General features: G+C 60.7%; 17 protein-coding genes and 1 pseudogene. 5 read left to right on the top strand and 13 right to left on the bottom strand.

Translation table 11 applies throughout. The features are described from left to right. Positions 1-458, bottom strand: a pseudogene (locus tag AC1DQM_RS28240) (electron transfer flavoprotein subunit alpha/FixB family protein); the annotation flags it as partial. Positions 459-460: 2 nt separating this feature from the next. Further along, positions 461-1,210, bottom strand: coding sequence for an electron transfer flavoprotein subunit beta/FixA family protein (locus AC1DQM_RS28235; RefSeq protein WP_477747133.1), 750 nt, complete (start codon positions 1,208-1,210; stop codon positions 461-463). A gap of 546 nt (positions 1,211-1,756) precedes the next feature. Between AC1DQM_RS28235 and AC1DQM_RS28230 the strand changes: the two genes are divergently transcribed. Then, positions 1,757-3,421 (top strand): electron transfer flavoprotein-ubiquinone oxidoreductase, encoded by a 1,665-nt coding sequence (locus AC1DQM_RS28230; RefSeq protein WP_018926183.1) that lies wholly within the window; start codon positions 1,757-1,759, stop codon positions 3,419-3,421. An 83-nt stretch (positions 3,422-3,504) separates the two neighbouring features. Here the strand turns inward: AC1DQM_RS28230 and AC1DQM_RS28225 are convergent, their stop codons facing one another. Beyond that, positions 3,505-4,395, bottom strand: coding sequence for an AraC family transcriptional regulator (locus AC1DQM_RS28225; protein WP_442115316.1), 891 nt, complete (start codon positions 4,393-4,395; stop codon positions 3,505-3,507). 190 nt (positions 4,396-4,585) lie between these two features. Between AC1DQM_RS28225 and AC1DQM_RS28220 the strand changes: the two genes are divergently transcribed. Continuing rightward, on the top strand, positions 4,586-5,638 hold the full coding sequence (locus tag AC1DQM_RS28220; protein ID WP_019650465.1) for an NAD(P)-dependent alcohol dehydrogenase: 1,053 nt from the start codon (positions 4,586-4,588) through the stop codon (positions 5,636-5,638). Here AC1DQM_RS28220 and AC1DQM_RS28215 read toward each other — a convergent pair. The 6 genes from AC1DQM_RS28215 to AC1DQM_RS28190 all read right to left on the bottom strand — a co-directional run bounded on the left by AC1DQM_RS28215 (position 5,635) and on the right by AC1DQM_RS28190 (position 11,477). Next, complete coding sequence (locus AC1DQM_RS28215) at positions 5,635-6,438, bottom strand: IclR family transcriptional regulator (RefSeq protein ID WP_018926186.1); 804 nt, start codon at positions 6,436-6,438, stop codon at positions 5,635-5,637. The two genes, AC1DQM_RS28220 and AC1DQM_RS28215, sit on opposite strands and share 4 nt — an antisense overlap. A 60-nt stretch (positions 6,439-6,498) precedes the next feature. Further along, positions 6,499-7,809, bottom strand: a complete 1,311-nt coding sequence (locus tag AC1DQM_RS28210; RefSeq protein ID WP_442115315.1) for an MFS transporter — start codon at positions 7,807-7,809, stop codon at positions 6,499-6,501. A 139-nt stretch (positions 7,810-7,948) separates the two neighbouring features. Further along, positions 7,949-9,097 carry a galactonate dehydratase gene (dgoD, locus tag AC1DQM_RS28205; protein WP_442115314.1) on the bottom strand — a complete coding sequence of 383 codons (1,149 nt, stop codon included), beginning with the start codon at positions 9,095-9,097 and terminating at the stop codon, positions 7,949-7,951. Positions 9,098-9,144: 47 nt separating this feature from the next. Further along, complete coding sequence (locus AC1DQM_RS28200; protein ID WP_018926189.1) at positions 9,145-9,765, bottom strand: 2-dehydro-3-deoxy-6-phosphogalactonate aldolase; 621 nt, start codon at positions 9,763-9,765, stop codon at positions 9,145-9,147. Positions 9,766-9,784: 19 nt separating this feature from the next. Next, positions 9,785-10,777 (bottom strand): 2-dehydro-3-deoxygalactonokinase, encoded by a 993-nt coding sequence (locus tag AC1DQM_RS28195; protein ID WP_442115313.1) that lies wholly within the window; start codon positions 10,775-10,777, stop codon positions 9,785-9,787. Positions 10,778-10,994: 217 nt separating this feature from the next. Next, positions 10,995-11,477: a GNAT family N-acetyltransferase gene (locus tag AC1DQM_RS28190; protein ID WP_111455360.1), complete on the bottom strand. Its 483-nt coding sequence runs from the start codon at positions 11,475-11,477 to the stop codon at positions 10,995-10,997. Positions 11,478-11,833: 356 nt separating this feature from the next. Here AC1DQM_RS28190 and AC1DQM_RS28185 point away from each other — a divergent pair, with 356 nt between their 5' ends. From AC1DQM_RS28185 to AC1DQM_RS28175, 3 genes are all read left to right on the top strand, one after another. Further along, complete coding sequence (locus AC1DQM_RS28185; RefSeq protein ID WP_477747132.1) at positions 11,834-12,487, top strand: HD domain-containing protein; 654 nt, start codon at positions 11,834-11,836, stop codon at positions 12,485-12,487. Between the two features lie 127 nt (positions 12,488-12,614). Beyond that, positions 12,615-12,869, top strand: coding sequence for a hypothetical protein (locus tag AC1DQM_RS28180; protein WP_018926197.1), 255 nt, complete (start codon positions 12,615-12,617; stop codon positions 12,867-12,869). 53 nt (positions 12,870-12,922) lie between these two features. Continuing rightward, positions 12,923-13,303 carry a Rho termination factor N-terminal domain-containing protein gene (locus tag AC1DQM_RS28175; RefSeq protein WP_018926198.1) on the top strand — a complete coding sequence of 127 codons (381 nt, stop codon included), beginning with the start codon at positions 12,923-12,925 and terminating at the stop codon, positions 13,301-13,303. A 42-nt stretch (positions 13,304-13,345) separates the two neighbouring features. Here the strand turns inward: AC1DQM_RS28175 and AC1DQM_RS28170 are convergent, their stop codons facing one another. The 4 genes from AC1DQM_RS28170 to AC1DQM_RS28155 all read right to left on the bottom strand — a co-directional run bounded on the left by AC1DQM_RS28170 (position 13,346) and on the right by AC1DQM_RS28155 (position 17,597). Next, entirely contained in the window at positions 13,346-14,275 is a 930-nt protein-coding gene (locus AC1DQM_RS28170; protein ID WP_442115311.1) for a PfkB family carbohydrate kinase, read from the bottom strand. After that, complete coding sequence (locus tag AC1DQM_RS28165; protein ID WP_018926200.1) at positions 14,268-15,734, bottom strand: purine-cytosine permease family protein; 1,467 nt, start codon at positions 15,732-15,734, stop codon at positions 14,268-14,270. The genes AC1DQM_RS28170 and AC1DQM_RS28165 overlap by 8 nt, the downstream gene beginning before the upstream one ends. Positions 15,735-15,888: 154 nt before the next feature. After that, positions 15,889-16,887, bottom strand: a complete 999-nt coding sequence (locus AC1DQM_RS28160) for an ADP-ribosylglycohydrolase family protein (RefSeq protein ID WP_442115310.1) — start codon at positions 16,885-16,887, stop codon at positions 15,889-15,891. Further along, positions 16,884-17,597, bottom strand: a complete 714-nt coding sequence (locus AC1DQM_RS28155; RefSeq protein WP_026286427.1) for a GntR family transcriptional regulator — start codon at positions 17,595-17,597, stop codon at positions 16,884-16,886. Before AC1DQM_RS28155 ends, AC1DQM_RS28160 begins: the two co-directional genes overlap by 4 nt. Positions 17,598-17,692 lie beyond the last annotated feature (95 nt).

The following is a 17,692-nucleotide window of genomic DNA, read 5'->3' as shown; positions in this document are numbered from 1 at the left end:
TCGAAACCGGTCGCACGCACGGTGATCACTTTCACTGCAGCATTCGATTGCACAGTAGCGATGGCGTTACCGGCGTAGATCGGGCGCTTGAAGGTATCGGCGCTTTCTACCGAGATGATCTCGGAGATCTGGTCAACGTCCAGCTGAGCGGCGACGCGCGGCAGGATGTTTTTGCCGTTGGAAGTGGCGGCAGCCAGGATGTGGCTGTAGCCCTTGCCCAACTCGGCTACCAGTGGAGCAACGTTTTCCGGCAGCTGATGCGCGTAAGCAGCATTGTCAGCGTTCAGGACTTTGCTCACGCCAGCGATTTTCGCAGCGGCTTCAACCACGGCGCCGGCACCCTGGCCTGCAACCAGAACGTGGATGTCGCCACCGATCTTGGCGGCAGCAGCAACGGTGTTCAGCGTGGCCGGGGCCAGCACTTTGTTGTCGTGTTCGGCGATTACCAAGATAGTCATGATTAGATTACCTTCGCTTCGTTTTTCAGTTTCTCGACCAGTTCAGCCACCGACTTGACCTTGATACCCGCGCTGCGTGCAGCTGGCGCTTCGACTTTCAGGATCTTGTTGGTGGAGGCGGTGGAAACGCCCAAAGCGTCCGGAGTCAGCACTTCGAGAGGCTTCTTCTTGGCTTTCATGATGTTTGGCAGGGACGCGTAGCGCGGCTCGTTCAAACGCAGGTCGGTGGTGACGATGGCCGGCAGTTTCAGGGAAACCGTCTGCGCGCCGCCGTCGATTTCGCGGGTCACGGCAACTGTATCGCCGGACACTTCGACTTTCGACGCGAACGTGCCCTGACCGTAGCCGCTCAATGCCGCGAGCATCTGGCCAGTCTGGTTGTTGTCGCTGTCGATGGCTTGTTTACCGAGGATCACCAGCTGTGGCTGCTCCTTGTCGACCACTGCCTTGAGCAGCTTGGCCACGGCCAGGGAAGTCAGATCTTCAGCGGATTCGACGAGGATGGCGCGGTCGGCACCCAGAGCCAGCGCGGTGCGCAGTTGCTCTTGAGCGGTGGATGGGCCGATGGAGACGACGACGATTTCAGTCGCCACGCCTTTCTCTTTCAGACGTACGGCTTCTTCCACTGCGATTTCGCAGAACGGGTTCATCGACATCTTGACGTTGGCGAGGTCGACGCCGGAATTGTCCGCCTTGACGCGAACCTTGACGTTGTAATCCACAACGCGTTTGACAGCTACAAGAACCTTCATGGATTCCTCGTTACTCTCCGGTGAAAAGAAAGTCGCCTAGGCGAACCTGGCGGTTGATGCTCATCGGCGCAAGGGCACCTCTAAAAACGCTGGCAGGTGTATCGGGTGAACCTTGCTCACGAGACTGATGACCGTTCGTCAGGGGTGACCGACAAGTCATTCATTACCGTGGCGTGTAAACTGCGCGCGATACCTGCGCGGCGCTTCACCTTGTACTGCCATCGCCCTGTCTTTAGAGGTGCTCTTGAAACCTACATTCAGCCTACGGCGAGCGCAAAACCGCCCGTATCTTGACCGGAACACCTATTCCGGTCAATACGGCAAAATGGCCAGTCATAAGCCGCGTGACTTTGATTTATCTGGCTTTGAGCCGATTCAAACAAACGTTTGTATTGGACGCTAAGAGTGGTGTAGATATAATGCGCCACCCAAAGAGAAAGGTGGTTCATCGATTGTCCTCTGTGCCGCACTATGGGGAATTCATGAATGCGACACCCAACCTCCAATTAGAAAAAAAACTGTTGAGCCTTGAGTAGGAGATAGCCTGTGGAACGCGAATACATGGAATTCGACGTGGTCATCGTCGGTGCCGGCCCCGCTGGCCTGTCCGCCGCCTGCCGTTTGAAGCAGAAGGCCGCCGAAGCCGGTAAGGAAATCAGCGTCTGCGTGGTCGAAAAAGGCTCCGAAGTCGGCGCTCATATCCTGTCCGGTGCCGTGTTCGAACCACGGGCCCTGAACGAACTGTTCCCGGACTGGAAAGAACTCGGCGCGCCGCTGAACACGCCAGTCACCCGCGATGACATCTTCGTTCTGAAAAACGCTGACAGCGCGCAGAAGATTCCAGACTTCTTTGTGCCCAAGACCATGCACAACGAAGGTAACTACATTATCTCCCTGGGCAACCTGTGCCGCTGGCTGGCCCAGCAGGCCGAGAACCTGGGCGTGGAAATCTACCCGGGCTTCGCCGCCCAGGAAGCGCTGTTCGACGAGAACGGCGTAGTCCGCGGGATCATCACCGGCGATCTGGGCGTTGACCGCGAAGGCAATCCGAAAGAAGGCCTGTACACCCCAGGCATGGAACTGCGCGCCAAGTACACGCTGTTCGCCGAAGGTTGCCGCGGCCACATCGGCAAACAGCTGATCAAGCGTTTCAACCTCGACAGCGAAGCCGACGCCCAGCATTACGGCATCGGCCTGAAAGAAATCTGGGAAATCGACCCGGCCAAGCACCAGCCTGGCCTGGTGGTCCACACCGCCGGCTGGCCGCTGGACATCATGGGCACCGAGAACACCGGGGGCTCGTTCCTCTATCACCTGGAAAACAACCAGGTGGTGGTCGGTCTGATCGTCGATCTTTCCTACAGCAACACCTTCCTGTCGCCGTTCGATGAGTTCCAGCGCCTCAAGCATCACCCGGTGCTCAAGCAATACCTGGAAGGCGGCAAGCGCGTCAGCTACGGCGCTCGCGCCATCTGCAAAGGCGGCCTGAACTCGCTGCCGAAAATGGTCTTCAAGGGCGGCGCTCTGATCGGTTGCGACCTCGGCACCCTGAACTTCGCCAAGATCAAGGGCAGCCACACGGCGATGAAGTCCGGCATGCTCGCCGCTGACGCGGTGGCCGATGCGCTGTTCGCCGATCTGGACGGCACGCAAGAGCTGACCACTTATGTCGAAGCATTCAAGAAGAGCTGGCTCTACGACGAACTGTTCGCCAGCCGCAACTTCGGCCCAGCGATCCACAAGTTCGGCGCCATTGTCGGCGGCGGTTTCAACTGGATCGACCAGAACATCTTCGGCGGCAAACTGCCGTTCACCCTGCACGACACCAAGCCGGATTACGCGTGCCTGAAACTGGCGGCCGACTGCAAGAAGATCGACTACCCGAAACCGGACGGCAAGATCAGCTTCGACAAACTCAGCTCGGTGTTCATCTCCGGTACCAACCACGAAGAAGAGCAGCCGTGCCATCTGAAGCTGGCCGACGCGAGCATCCCGATCAGCAAGAACCTGCCGCTGTACGATGAACCTGCCCAGCGTTACTGCCCGGCCGGCGTGTACGAAGTGGTCACCCAGGAAGACGGCGAGAAGCGCTTCCAGATCAACGCCCAGAACTGCGTTCACTGCAAGACCTGCGACATCAAGGACCCTGCACAGAACATCACCTGGGTGGCGCCGGAAGGCTCCGGCGGCCCGACTTATCCGAACATGTAAGTCGACCATCTGAACAACAAGGCTCCCTGAACGGGGGCCTTTTTGTTGCCCGCAATTCAAGCGTCACCACAAGAACCTGTGGATCAGGCAGCGCGCTCATCCCCCGGATTACGCTCGAAGTAGCGCTTGTACTCACGGCTGAACTGCGACGTGCTCTGATACCCCACCCGATGCGCCACCTGGGCCACGCCCAATCCTTCGCCCTGCAGCAAGCGCTGGGCCTTGAGCAAGCGCAAACGCTTCAGATACTGCACTGGCGACAACAAGGTGCAGCGTTTGAAATGCTCATGAAACGTCGACGCGCTCATGTTCGCGCAACTGGCCAGGGCGTCGACGTTCAGCGGCTCGGTGTAATGCGCATGCAGATGGCTCAGGGAGGCCGCGATCCGGGCGAACTGCCCCTGTTGCTCCACCAGCGCCCGCAATACATCAGCTTGCGGCCCACGCAAGGCGACGAACAACAACTCACGCAATCGCGCCTGTCCCATAACCTGGCTCTCCAGCGGGTCGTGCAGACAGCGCAACAGCCGCTCAACACAACCCCGCATCGCATCATCGAGCACCGCCGAAGTCATGGACTCTGGCGTCTGCGCCGCGATACAGCGCCCCGACGCCAGCCCCATGGCCAACACCAACTCACCGAGCAACACCCGGTCAATGGCGATGGAAATGCCCAGCATCGGGCCATCGGGCGCGGAAAACGTCTCGCACTCGAACGGCACCGGCAGCGCCTGAATCAAATAATGCCCGGCACCGTATTCCAGAGTACGCGACCCCAGATACGCCAACTTACTGCCCTGGGCGATGATGACCAGGCTTGGCTCGTAGATTTGCGGGCCACGGGCCAAATCACAACTGGCCCGCAAAATCTGCACGCCCGGCAACGTGGTAGGCGTGAAACCATCGCGGGTGGTCAGCCGCTGGATCAGCGAAACCAGCGTGGCATTGGCATCGAGATGACGGGTCAACAACATGGAGAGCTCTTCACAAAAAAGTCGCGAAAAAAGGGATGAAAACATCATCGCAGGTCTGAACGCCAATGCGGCCAATCAACGGCACATACCGGAGGATTAGGCATGACACCCGGAGGAATCGCCATGGCCGGTCACCCGTGCGGTGCCCAGAATGGCTCGCCTCACCTGTCACTGCTTTGCGAGGTTCACCATGTACACCGCCATCGGATACGCCGCTCAGTCGCCCACCACTCCCCTCGCCCCGATGAAATTCGAACGCCGCAGTCCACGGCCCGACGACGTCGCAATCGAGATTCTCTACTGCGGCGTCTGCCATTCCGACATCCACCAGGCGCGCAACGAGTGGGGCATTGCGGTTTACCCGCTGATGCCCGGCCATGAGATCGTCGGCAAAGTGACCGCCGTCGGCGCGAACGTTACTAAACACAAAGTCGGCGATCTGGTCGGCGTCGGTTGCATGGTCGACTCGTGCCGCCATTGCGAAGCCTGCCAGGCCGATCTGGAGCAATACTGCCTCGAAGGCCCGACCATGACGTACGCCACCCCGGACCGGGTCGATGGCAGCAACACGATGGGCGGTTACTCCGACAGCATCGTGGTCAGCGAGCACTTTGTCGTGCGCATCCCGGAGAAGCTCGACCTGGCCAGCGCCGCGCCGATTCTATGTGCCGGCATCACCACCTACTCGCCGCTCAAGCACTACGGTGTGAAGGCCGGTGACAAGGTCGGGATTCTTGGCATGGGCGGTCTCGGTCACATGGGGATCAAGTTCGCCAAGGCGATGGGCGCTGAGGTGACCTTGTTCACCCGCTCGGCGAGCAAGGCTGAAGAAGGTCGTCGCCAAGGCGCGGACCACGTGATCGTGTCCACCGATGCCGAACAGATGAAGGCCGCCGCCGGACAATTCGACTTCCTGCTGGACACCATTCCGGTGCAGCACGACCTCAACCCCTACCTCGATACCCTGCGTTTCGACGGCGTGCACATTCTGGTGGGCTTGATCGAGCCGATCGATCCGCCGGTGCATGCTGCCAAACTGGTATTGGGTCGTCGCATGCTGGCCGGCTCACTGATCGGCGGCATCGCCGAAACCCAGGAAGTACTGGACTTCTGCGCCGAGCACGGCATCTCCTGCGACATCGAAATGCTCGACATCCGCCAGATCAACGAGGCTTACACCCGCATGATCGCCGGTGACGTGAAATACCGCTTCGTGATCGACATGGCGACGCTGAAACTCTAAACCTTCAGGCCCAATTCCGCCGACAGCCGGGCTGTGACCCCTTTGATCAGGGGAATCAGCTCGGCCATTTTTTCCAGCGGCATGTACGGCACGGTGCTGGCGATGCTGATGCCGGCGACAATGCGCTTGCTGGCATCGCGAATCGGTGCCGCCACGCAGCGGATCGACGGTTCGTTGTCTTCCAGGTCGAAGGCGTAACCGCCGGCCACGTACTCGATCATGCGCTGCTGAAACTGCTCCCAGGATTGCTCTGGGTGCTGCGGCCAGAACTGATTTTTTCCGCCCACCGGCAAGCTGATTTCATACAGCCGTTGCCATTCTTCCTGCGAGTCATCAAGCATCAGCGCCTTACCAATCCCGGTACGCGCCAACGGCATGCGATGGCCGACCCGCGAACGCATTTCCGGGCCATTGCGCCCCGGATTCTTGAGCAGGTACAGCACCTCGTCGCCTTCACGAATCGCCAGGTGGATGGTGTCGCCGGTCAATGCCGACAACTCATCCAGATACGGCCCGGCCAGCGTCACCAACGGCAGCTCTTCGCGCGCCTGAAAACCCAGTTCGATCAGTTTCGGCCCCAACAGATAGCCGACCTGCGGCACCACCCGCAGATAACGCTCGTCCACCAGGCAACTGGCCAGACGATGGGTGGTGCTGCGCGTCGTGCCGATCAGCCGGGCGATTTCCTTGAGATCGCGGGCGCCACTGGCCACCGCCTGCACCACACCCAGGCCACGAAGCAGTGTCTGGGTGCCGGTCGGCGCGGCGTCCTTGGCGATTTTTGGGGCGTCTTCCTGCATATCCAGCCTTTACCGTTGAGCGAGGGAACGGGCGGCATTATGGTCGCCGGACGGCTGCGACTACAACTTGATACGCTCGACCTTGCCCACCAGCAACACGTAGGACAGCGCACCCAGCAACGCCAGAACAGAGATATAGGTGATCGCCGGGGCAAACGAATCACCGGAGGCAAGGAAACCGATGACGATTGGCGTGGTAATCGCCGCCAGGTTGCCGATGAAATTGAACACCCCACCGGTCAGTCCGAGCAAGCGTGCCGGGGCCAGGGTCGACACCAGCGACCAGGTGATCGAGGCCAGACCGTTGCCGAAGAAAGCCAGCGCGAGGAAGGCAATCACCAGCGGCGTCGATTCGACGAAGTTGGCGCCGATGATCGAGGTGGAAATCAGCAGTCCGCCAATGATCGGTAGCTTGCGGGCGAAGCCTACGGTGTAGCCGCGACGGATCAAAAAGTCCGAGAAGAACCCCGAGCACAGCACGCCGACAAACGCTGCGAGAAACGGCAGTGACGCCAGCAAGCCAGACTTGATGAAGTCCATGCCGCGATATTTCACCAGGTAAGTCGGGAACCACGTCAGGAAGAACCATAAAGTCGAATTGAGGCAGAACTGGCCGAGGTAAATGCCCCACAATTTGCGCTTGCTCAGGACAATTCCGAGGTCGATCCAGCTGAATTTCGCCTTGGCCCTGGCGGCTTCGGCCTGAATATCCACCAACCCGCCACCCTCACGGATCAGCTCGATTTCCGTGTCATTGGCGCCCTTGAAATCCCGTGGTTCGCGATACACCGCGTACCAGATCACCGCCCAAAGAATGCCCACAACACCAGTGCTGACAAACACCATGTGCCAGCCATATTGGTGTTGCAGCCAGGCAAGCACCGGCGTCAGGAACGCCAGGCCGACGAACTGCCCGGAGGTGTAGAAACCGATGGCTGTGGCGCGTTCGCGCTCGGGGAACCAGGTTGTCACTACGCGGCTGTTGATCGGGTACGCCGGCGCTTCCAGCGCTCCGACCGCCATGCGCAGCACGAACAATGCGATAAAACTGGCGGCGAAACCGAGCATCACCGTGGCCAGCGACCACAGCAGCAATGCAACGCTATAGAGAATGCGCGGCGGCACCCGGTCCACCAGCCAGCCGCCGGGGATCTGCATGGCGGCGTAGGTCCAGCCGAATGCGGAAAAAATCAGCCCCACATGAATCGGATCGATGCCCAGGTCGCTGGTCAGCGCCGGGGCGGCAATGGACAGGTTGCTGCGGTCCAGGTAGTTGATCACCACCGTGATGAACAACAGGACCATGATGAAAAAACGCTTGCGACTGGGCGTCACCAACGACGCCTGCCCGGTGAGGGTTTGCGGTTGCATGGGGGTGCCTCTTCTTATGTTTATTGAGGTCATGGTGGTTGATCGTTCCTACGCTCTGCGTGGGAACGCAGCCATGCGACCCAAGAGCGTCCGGTGAGGCATTCCCACGCAGAGCGTGGGAACGATCACCGCGTGAGTATCACCACTCGGCAAAACTGCCATCGGCATGGCGCCAGATCGGGTTGCGCCAGCGGTGGCCGACAGCGGCGCGTTCGATCACATACTCCTCGTTGATCTCGATCCCCAAACCCGGCCCATTGGGGATCTTCACAAAGCCTTTGTCGTAGTCGAATACCCGCGGGTCTTTCACGTAATCGAGCAGGTCGTTGCTCTCGTTGTAATGGATGCCCAGGCTCTGTTCCTGAATGAACGCGTTGTAGCAAACCGCATCCAGTTGCAGGCACGCCGCCAGGGCAATCGGGCCCAGCGGGCAATGCAGCGCCAGCGCCACGTCGTAGGCTTCGGCCATGTTGGCGATCTTGCGGGTTTCGGTGATGCCGCCCGCGTGGGACGCATCAGGCTGGATGATGTCGACGTAGCCTTCGCTGAGCACACGCTTGAAATCCCAACGCGAGAACAACCGCTCACCAAGAGCAATCGGTGTGCTGGTCAGCGGCGCCAGCTCCTTCAGCGCTTCGTAGTTTTCACTGAGCACCGGTTCTTCGATGAACATCAGTTTGTACGGGTCGAGTTCCTTCATCAGCACCTTGGCCATCGGCTTGTGCACCCGACCATGGAAGTCCACGCCGATGCCGACATTCGGGCCCACCGCATCGCGCACAGCGGCAACGTTGGCCAGCGCCAGGTCGACTTTCTCAAAGGAATCGAGGAATTGCAGTTCTTCGGTGCCGTTCATTTTCACTGCGGTGAAACCACGGCTGACCGCTTCTTTCGCGGCGCGAGCAGTGTCCGCCGGACGATCACCACCGATCCACGAATAAACCCGGATCTTGTCCCGCACCTGGCCGCCCAGCAAATCGCTGACCGACACCCCCAGCGCCTTGCCCTTGATGTCCCACAACGCCTGGTCGATACCGGCCAGCGCGCTCATGTGGATCGCCCCGCCCCGGTAGAAGCCGCCACGGTAGAGCACCGTCCAGATGTCTTCGATGTTGCGTGGATCTTTACCGATCAGGTAGTCGGACAATTCCTCGACCGCAGCAGCGACGGTGTGCGCGCGGCCTTCGACCACGGGCTCGCCCCAACCGCTCACGCCCTCGTCGGTCTCGACCTTGAGGAAGCACCAGCGCGGCGGAACGATGAAGGTGGTGAGTTTGGTGATTTTCATCTCTATTGTCTCTCTTGTAGATGCAGCGCTCACAGCGCCAGAAAGTCTTAACGCAGAGCGTTCCATGCAGCGACATATGCCTTGGCGCGCACCGCTACCTCGTCAGCCGTCATGCCCGGTTTGAACAACCCGGAGCCGAGACCGAAACCTTTGACGCCGGCCTCGACAAACACCTGCATGTTGTCTGGCGTAATCCCGCCCACCGGCACCAGCACCGTCCCCGCGGGCAACACCGCCAGCCAGGCTTTTACTACGGCTGGGCCCATCTGCTCGGCCGGGAACATCTTCAGCACATCCGCCCCTTCGGCCAGCGCGGCAAAGGCTTCGGTCGGCGTTGCCACGCCCGGCGACAGGAACAGCCCCGCTGCCTTCGCCGCGCGCAATACCTTGGCATCGCTGTGGGGCATGACGATCACCTGGCCGCCCGCCGCTTTCACTTGCTCGACCTGTTCCGGCGTCAGCACCGTGCCCGCGCCGATCAGGCAATCGGCGGGTAATGTGCTGCGCAGGATGCGGATACTTTCGTACGGTTCAGGGGAATTAAGCGGCACTTCGATGACGCGAAATCCGGCCGAATACAGGACTTCGCCGACGGCTGCCGCCTCTTGCGGACGCAGGCCACGCAGAATCGCGATCAGACCGTTTTGTGCCAGTGCTTGCTTGAGCATGTCAGACCTCCATTCAGGTTTAACGGGATGAGGATGTCGTGATCAGTCCAGCGGCGACCGCCAACTGCCACAAGCCGCGTTCGGTAGCCTGCTCGGCCAGGGTCACCCGGGTAAAACCGCAGGCGTCGAGCGCCCGGCTGTAGCGAGCGCAGAGTTGAGCGTTGCCGATGAGGATGATCGAGGGCAGGTGCACGCTGTTGCGCCGACGTCGCTGAACGGTGGCCAGGGCCGACAGTTCATGGCCGATCAGCAGGCCGGACAGATAGTCCGGCTGAGCGGTGGCACTCAGCTCGCCGGTCAGCCCCAGACTGCGGGCACTGAACAACGTGGACAGCGGCCCGATCTCGCCATCCGCCGACAGCGCCACTTGCACGCCACGGTCAAAAGCATCGCCATCAAAAGCCCCGCCGCGCTGCTGAGTGCGCCCCAGAATGCTGTGTTCGCTGAGTACGGCGAAGACTTCGCCGGTCATGAAGGTATCGAAATGCACGATGCAGCCGTCGGCCACTTCCACCCATTTCGAATGACTGCCCGGCAGGCCTATCAGCAGATCCCTACCCGCCTCGCCCGGCAGATTCTGCAATACGCCGAGGACCTGGGTTTCCTCGCCGCGCATGACGTTGGGCAAGCGCGAACGCTGAATCACACCCGGCACGATGTGCACATCGACACCGCGAAGACTGCGAACGGTTTGTAGGGAAGTTCCGAGATTGGCGACGTTCGCCGGCGTGTCGCAGTAGGCCGCTTCGCGCCAGCCCTGAGCACTGCCGACCATGCCACAGGCAATCACCGGCACATCGGGCTGCGCGTCGAGCCAGTCACCGCAAGCCTCATCAAAGGCCAGTTCAAAACCGTCGGCGCATGCCTGACCGGCGATGGTTCGCGGCGTCTTGGGCAACTGCATGATCCCGGACGACAGCGCACGCTGTTCCAGCACCTGGCCACCGAAGCCGAGTTTGTAAGCACGTAATGAGGTTGTCCCCCAATCGAGCGCGATCAATTGCGCCAGCATCGCTTCACCTGTTTTGTTTTTTGGCAGTGAGTGAGCTGGACTATAGACCTGGACGAGGGACAATCTCAATATATAAATATCAATCCCACATATTGAGATATCACAAAAAAAGATCGCAGCCTTCGGCAGTTCCTACAGATTCGATGTACGCCCGCAATATCGCGGTCGAAACACAATCCCGTGCAGGAGCTGCCGAAGGCTGCGATCTTTTAGAGGATCAATTACCGGCGGCAAAATCCCTTAGCACCGCCCCATCCATCCGATACCGCACCCACTCTTCCTGCGGTTGTGCGCCGAGGGATTTGTAGAATTCAATCGCCGGTTTGTTCCAGTCCAGCACGCTCCATTCGAAACGGCCGCAGTCATTGGCACAGGCGATTTTTGCCAGGTGGCGCAGCAAGGTTTTACCGGCGCCGCCGCCCCGCTGTTCAGGGGTGATGTAGAGGTCTTCGAGGTACAGGCAATTGCTGCCCAGCCACGTGGAATAGCTGAAGAAGAACACTGCGAAGCCGATCGGCAGGCCATCGCGCAGGCAGATCAGGCCATGGGCGGTGGCGCCTTCGCTGAACAGGCTGCGCTCGATGTCGGCGACGCTGGCGATGACTTCGTGGCGGGCACGTTCGAAGTCGGCCAGTTCAGTGATGAACGCGAGTATTTGCGGAGCATCGCTGGGGGTTGCCGGGCGGATTTCGATCGTCATGGACGTGCCTTGTCAAAAGTTGAAAACGCCATACTAAGTCCGCGCGCGGCGCTCGTCACATTTGAAATGATGGAGGGGGCCTTTGTGGCTAATGTCGATTCGCTAAGTAATCTCAGCCGTAACACACTCTCCGTAGCAGCTGCCGAGCCTGCGAGGCTGCGTTCGGCTGCAAAGCAGTCGTCAAACCAGAACTTGCGGTGCGTCAGGCAGACCGCGTCAGCCGGATTCACGACTGCTGCGCAGCCGAACGTAGCCTCGCAGGCTCGGCAGCTGCTACGGATTGCATTTACGGTTTAACTTACTAGCATTGGAGCAAGCTCCCTCGCCACAAAAGCGTTTTCATACTTAGGACATTTATGAGCACCGCTGCTTTCGCACCTCTGCAGAATCTGGCTTCTGAACTGCTGCCCCATGCGCTGGAACCTGGCGAGGATGGCGCCCACGATCTGTCGCACTTGCAACGGGTATGGCACAACGTGCGCACGCTTCATGCTGAAGAAAGCGGTGATCTTGAGGTGCTGCTGGCCGCCGTGCTGTTGCACGATTGCGTGGCGGTGGAGAAGAACTCGCCGCTGCGTTCCCAGGCGTCACGGCTGGCGGCGCAGAAAGCGTCGACAGTGCTGACAGCCGTGGATTGGCCTGACGCAAAAATCACCGCGGTCGTCCATGCCATTGAGGCCCATAGCTTCAGCGCCAACATCACACCCACGACCCTCGAAGCCCGAATCATCCAGGACGCCGACCGCCTCGACTCGCTTGGCATGCTCGGCGTGGCGCGTACCTTCTACATTGCCGGGCGCATGGGCAGCGCGCTGTACGACCCTGTGGACCCGGAGGCAGACGAGCGGGACTACGACGACAAACGCTTTTGCCTCGATCATTTCCAGACCAAGCTGCTGCACCTGGCAGACGGCTTCCAAACGACCACCGGCCAGCGCCTGGCACTGGTTCGCCATCAACGCTTGAAGGGATTCATGGAGCTGTTTAAAGAAGAAATCGGTGTCGGCTGAGGAGCCAGAGCCACACCGCTCGTCGTTCATCAGGCACCAATCCCGGTCGGGGACGGACCAATATCGAGTAAGGGCTCGCCAATGCGAGCGAGGAGCAACACTCGTCCATCCCAACCAAGAGGTCACCATGAACGTCGATAAAAACCTGGAAAAAGAAGTCCTGACCCGCCTGCTGCATGCCCATCCAAGCGGCTTGGGCAAGGAGGTTCTGGACAATTACCGGGGGGAGAAAGTCGTGGCCAGCACCCTTGCGACGCTGCAGGAGCGTGGGCTGATCCAGCACGGTCATGTGATCTGCAACGAAGCCGGCGAGCACTCGCTGAACCTGCCGATCAAACTCAGCGCCGCTGGGGTTGAGGCGGCGCGCAAACTGGATAACTAACCGAGCAGGAGCTGGCGAAGCCTGCGCCAGCTCCTATAGCCAGGAGAAATCCCATGCCTCGTGGAAGCAAAGACAAATACACCGCCGAGCAGAAACGCAAGGCCGAACACATCGAAGAAAGCTACGAACGCAAAGGCGTGTCGAAAGATGAAGCCGAGGCCCGCGCCTGGGCGACGGTAAACAAGCAGTCGGGTGGCGGTGAGCGCGCCGGCGGCTCGGGACGCAAGAAACCGGCCGCTGCCAAGTCTGCCGATCGCAAGGAATCAGCCCGCCGTGCAGTCGCCACCCGTGAGGGCAAACCGCGCAACAGCAAGGCGTCACGCGATACCCAGACGGTGGACAGCCTGATGAGGGAAGCCCGGGCGAAGAAGATTCCGGGGCGCTCGAGCATGCGCAAGCAAGAGTTGATCGAGGCGTTGCGCAAGGCGGGTTGAAAGTCAGGATTAAGGGTGAATTTGAGGCCCGATGGCGGCTGATCAGGCGCTGAAAGTTTCGCGGATCAACGCGTCCACCTCCACCGCCCCCGGCGAAGTCGCCGGCCCCCAACGAGTGACCGCCAACGCCGCTGCCGCGTTCGCCCGCCGTGCCGCTTCAGCCGCCGACAAGCCCTGCGCCAACCCGGCCACAAACACCCCGGCATGGGCATCCCCCGCACCGTTGCTGTCGACGGCCGAGACCTTGAATCCCGGCACCTGCTGACGGTCGCCATGCTGGCTGATCCAGCAACCCTGCGGCCCATCGCGAACCACCATCAGGGCGTCCGTCGGCAACTGATCCGCCAAAATATTCAACGCCTCGGCAATGTCCGACGCCCCGGTAAACCGCAGCGCCTCGACACGGTTGCTGGTCCACAGATCGATGCGCGGCAGCAAGGCCTTCATCAGCGGTGCGTCCGGCGAATCCACCAACGGTCCCGGATCGAATACCACTTTGATCCCGTCCGGCAACTCCAGCACCCAATCCACCAGCACCTGAGCCTTGCCGGCATGCAGCAGGCTGTAGCCGCTGACATAGACAAAGTCGCCCGCCTCGGCCGGCACACTCGCCAGGTCTTCGGCGGTCAATTCGCCTTCGGCACCGATGTAGGAAATGAACGTGCGTTCGGCCGAGGCTTCAGTCAGTGCGACACACAACCCGGTGTCGCGCTCAGCACGGTGAGCGATGCCGATCCGAATGCCTTCTGCCGTCATCGCCTCCCGGGCCAGATCACCAAAACGGCCATTGCCATGGCGCCCGAGGTAGACCACCGACAAGCCGTTCCGTCGGGCCGCGGCCATCACATTGAAACCGCCGCCCGCCTCGAAACGGGCGGATTGCGCCAGCACGTCACCGCCCGAATGAGGCAATTTGTCCACGGCCATGACCAGGTCGATGATGACCTGGCCGGTGTGCAGCAGCCTAGACATGCGCAGGCTCGAGCAACGCGGTACGACGGTCCTTGGCGCCGCCGAGCACCCAGTAAATCCCGCCAGCCACCACGAACGTCACGATCCAGCCCAAGCCGTTGTGGCCCAGCCATGAGTCGGACAGGAAGCCCCGGAACCAGACATCTTGTTCAGTGGTGCCAATGGTGGTGAAGCTGAAACCCAACACAATCGCCACCGCCCACGCACCGAATGCACGCCACTCGACGCCGCCGCGATACCAGTAGGCGCTGCTCGGGCTGACGTCCAGCAGGTCCTTGGGGCTGTAGTAATGACGATGGATCAGGTCGACCACGAAGATTCCGACCCACGCCGTGATGGGCACCGCCAGCAAGGAAATGAAGGTAATGAACGGACCGTAGAAGCTCTCGGCGATCAGCATGAAGTAGATCGAGCCGGCGAAGATCGCCACGATATCGACCACCACCGCGTACACGCGCTTGACCTTCAGACCGAGGGTCAAGGTGGTCAGCCCGGCGGAGTACACCGACAGGTTGTTCGACAGCAGTAGCCCGCCGAACGCGGTGATCAGGTACGGCACCGCCATCCAGCTCGGCAGCATGTCGCGGATCGCGACAATCGGGTCAGTGGCCGAGGCCAGATCGTTGTTACCCACCGACAGCAGACCGCCAAGGGTGATCAGCAGCACCAGCGGAATCCCCGCACCGAACGCCGCCGACGCCACCAGGCGCACCGCTTTGACGCTGCGGTGCTGGTAGCGCGACATGTCCGCGCCGGCGTTGGCCCAACCGATCCCGGTGCCGGCGGCCATGGTGCCGATGCCGATGATCATCGCGCTCAGCGGTGCTGGCGTGGCATTGAATACGGCGCTCCAATCGATGGTCGCGCAGAGGAAACCACCGACCAGGATATTCAGCGCACCGAACACATAGGTTGCCCATTTCTGGATCACCAACAATGTGGCGTGGCCGAGACCGGACACCGACAACGTCAGCAGCACGAAAATCGCGATGAACACCAGGGTCAGCAGCGGCGCGCTTTTGGCTTCCACCGGCGAGCCGAACACTATCGAGCACAGCGACAGCAGGACGAACGCGGCGGTGGTGGTATTGACCGTTTCCCAACCCAGGCGCGACATCAGCGAGACCAACGTCGGGCCGATATTGCCACGTACGCCGAAGATCGCTCGCGACAGTGTCAGGCTCGGTGCGCGGCCACGACGACCGGCAATGGAGATGATCCCGACCACCGCGAAAGAGCCGGCGGCACCAAGGATCGCGACGATGATCGCTTGCCAGATCGCCAGGCCGCGAAAGGCCACCAGCGTGGCACCCAACGGCAAGCCGAGAATGGAAATGTTGGCCGCGAACCAGACCCAGAACAGTTGCAGCGGATGACCGTTGCACTCCCCTTCCGGCACCGGTTCGATACCACGGGTTTCCAGTTGTCCGGCGCTTTGCCCGGCGTTCGATGAACTCATGAAAATGCTCCTTGCAATTGTTATGGTGTGGGCAATCTCGGAGGACAAAACAACAGCCGGCCGTCCTGCCCGTGTTTGTGCGTTCCATTGCGGGTGAAAAACTCAAGTATGCGGCGTGTTCATCGCGGGCAAGCCCGCGATGGGGCCAGTCCAGTCAACGTAAAGCCAACAGTCCTTTTACCAACGGTTCCAACTCCAACGAGTTAACCGCTTTAACCTGCTCGATCATCGCCATCGGCCAGCTCTCAAGCCCCAGACAGGCCCCGAGCATGGCGCCGAGCATCGCCGCGATGGTGTCGGTGTCACCGCCCAGGCTCGCGGCCATGCACAGCGCTTCAAAGGCCATCATCTCGCCGATGGCCACTTGCTGGGCCAGCGCAAACGACACCACCACCGATTCCTGTGAGGCCACCGAAGTGCCGATCACGTCGTACAGCAAATCCGCCAGCAACGCCTTGTCGCTGTCGATGCCGATACTCCGCGCCCAACTGATGCGCGAGGCAATCCGCCCGCCGGCGACCCAGTGGCCGTGACTTTCTGCCTGCTGCGCGAATTGCTGGCCAAGGTTCAACGCCTCACCCAGGTCCATACCGTTGATCCCGGCGGAAACCACTGCCGCCACCGCCGCCGCACTGGCAATCCCCAGCGTGGTGTTGTGGGTCACCTGACAGGCTTGCACCACGGAGCGGATGAAACGCTCTGGATCGGCGACATCGGCCGCAATCCCTACCGGGGTGATGCGCATCGCTGCGCCATTGGTGGCGCCATAGCGCCCCGCCTCTTCCAGCGAGTGGCCGGCGAGGATCATTTCGATCGCGCGTTTGGTCGAAGGGCCGAGCAAGTCTTGCGAGCCCTTGGCCTGCATCCCGGCTTCCCATTCGATCAATCGTTGGGCCAGTACCGCCGGTTCGATCCGGCCCTCGCCTTCGATCAACAACCGAGCGACCAGAATCGCCTGCTCGGTATCGTCGGTGATCGAACCTTTGGGCAAGTTCGCGGCAATCGGTTGATCGGGGCCTGCGTCTTGCAGATCGGTGATTTCAACGAAGCGCGCCTTGATGTCGGCGCGGCTCAGGGATTGGGTCGGCATGCCCAGCGCATCGCCCAGGGCCAGTCCATAGAACGCGCCGAGGGCACGGTTGAGCGCGGTCATTTTGGAGCTCCAAACTGCAAATGCAGACGAAAGTGCACCGGATCGAGCAGGCTTTCGACCTGCTCCATAAAACGGTTCTGACGGTCATAGGTGGTGCGCAGGGCCTTGAGAAATACCGTGCCGACCGGGCGCCCGAGCAGTTCGGCGTCTTCGGCGTTCAAGGGTTCGGCACCGATCCACTGATCGCCGTGCTCGCCGACATAGCCGTAGGCAGCCAACGTGATGGTCAGGGAGTTATCAATCAGTCCCACTCGCGGCAGGCCTTCCAGGCCTCCGGTCGCGGGCATTAACGCGCGTTCCAGAGACACCAGCGTACCGTCGGTGGCGCGCCGGCGACGGTCGAGGGTGATGAATTGATCGGTGCCGAACCGCGACAGCAGGTCAGGACGGGTCACCGCCTCCAGTCGCAGCACTTCGGTATTGATCAACGCCCCGCTGTCCGCCAGTGCCTGGGCCCAGCCGCTGCTCTGATCGAGCACTACGCCGTCGTAAGTAACGATGGAACCGACTCCGCTTTGCGTGGCGATGTAGTGACGCCGTTTCAGTTCGGCCAGGGCTTCACGCAGCGTGCCGCGGCTGACCTTGAATTCTTGAGCCAACTGATGTTCACCCGGCAATAGCAAGCCGTCCTCCATGAGGCCGCTTTCGATGCGCCGGACAAGCTCATCGATAATCCGTTGTTTCTTGTCAAATCGTACCTGTCTAACCATGTACAAAGTGATAACCGAAAGGGATTAGGGCGAGCAAGGGATATTTTGTGGCTGGATTGTGTGACAGACAGACCGCCTTCGCGGGCAAGCCTCGC

The organism is Pseudomonas sp. 01L34 (genome assembly GCF_056400265.1).
This window is presented reverse-complemented; position numbering and strand designations above follow the sequence as displayed.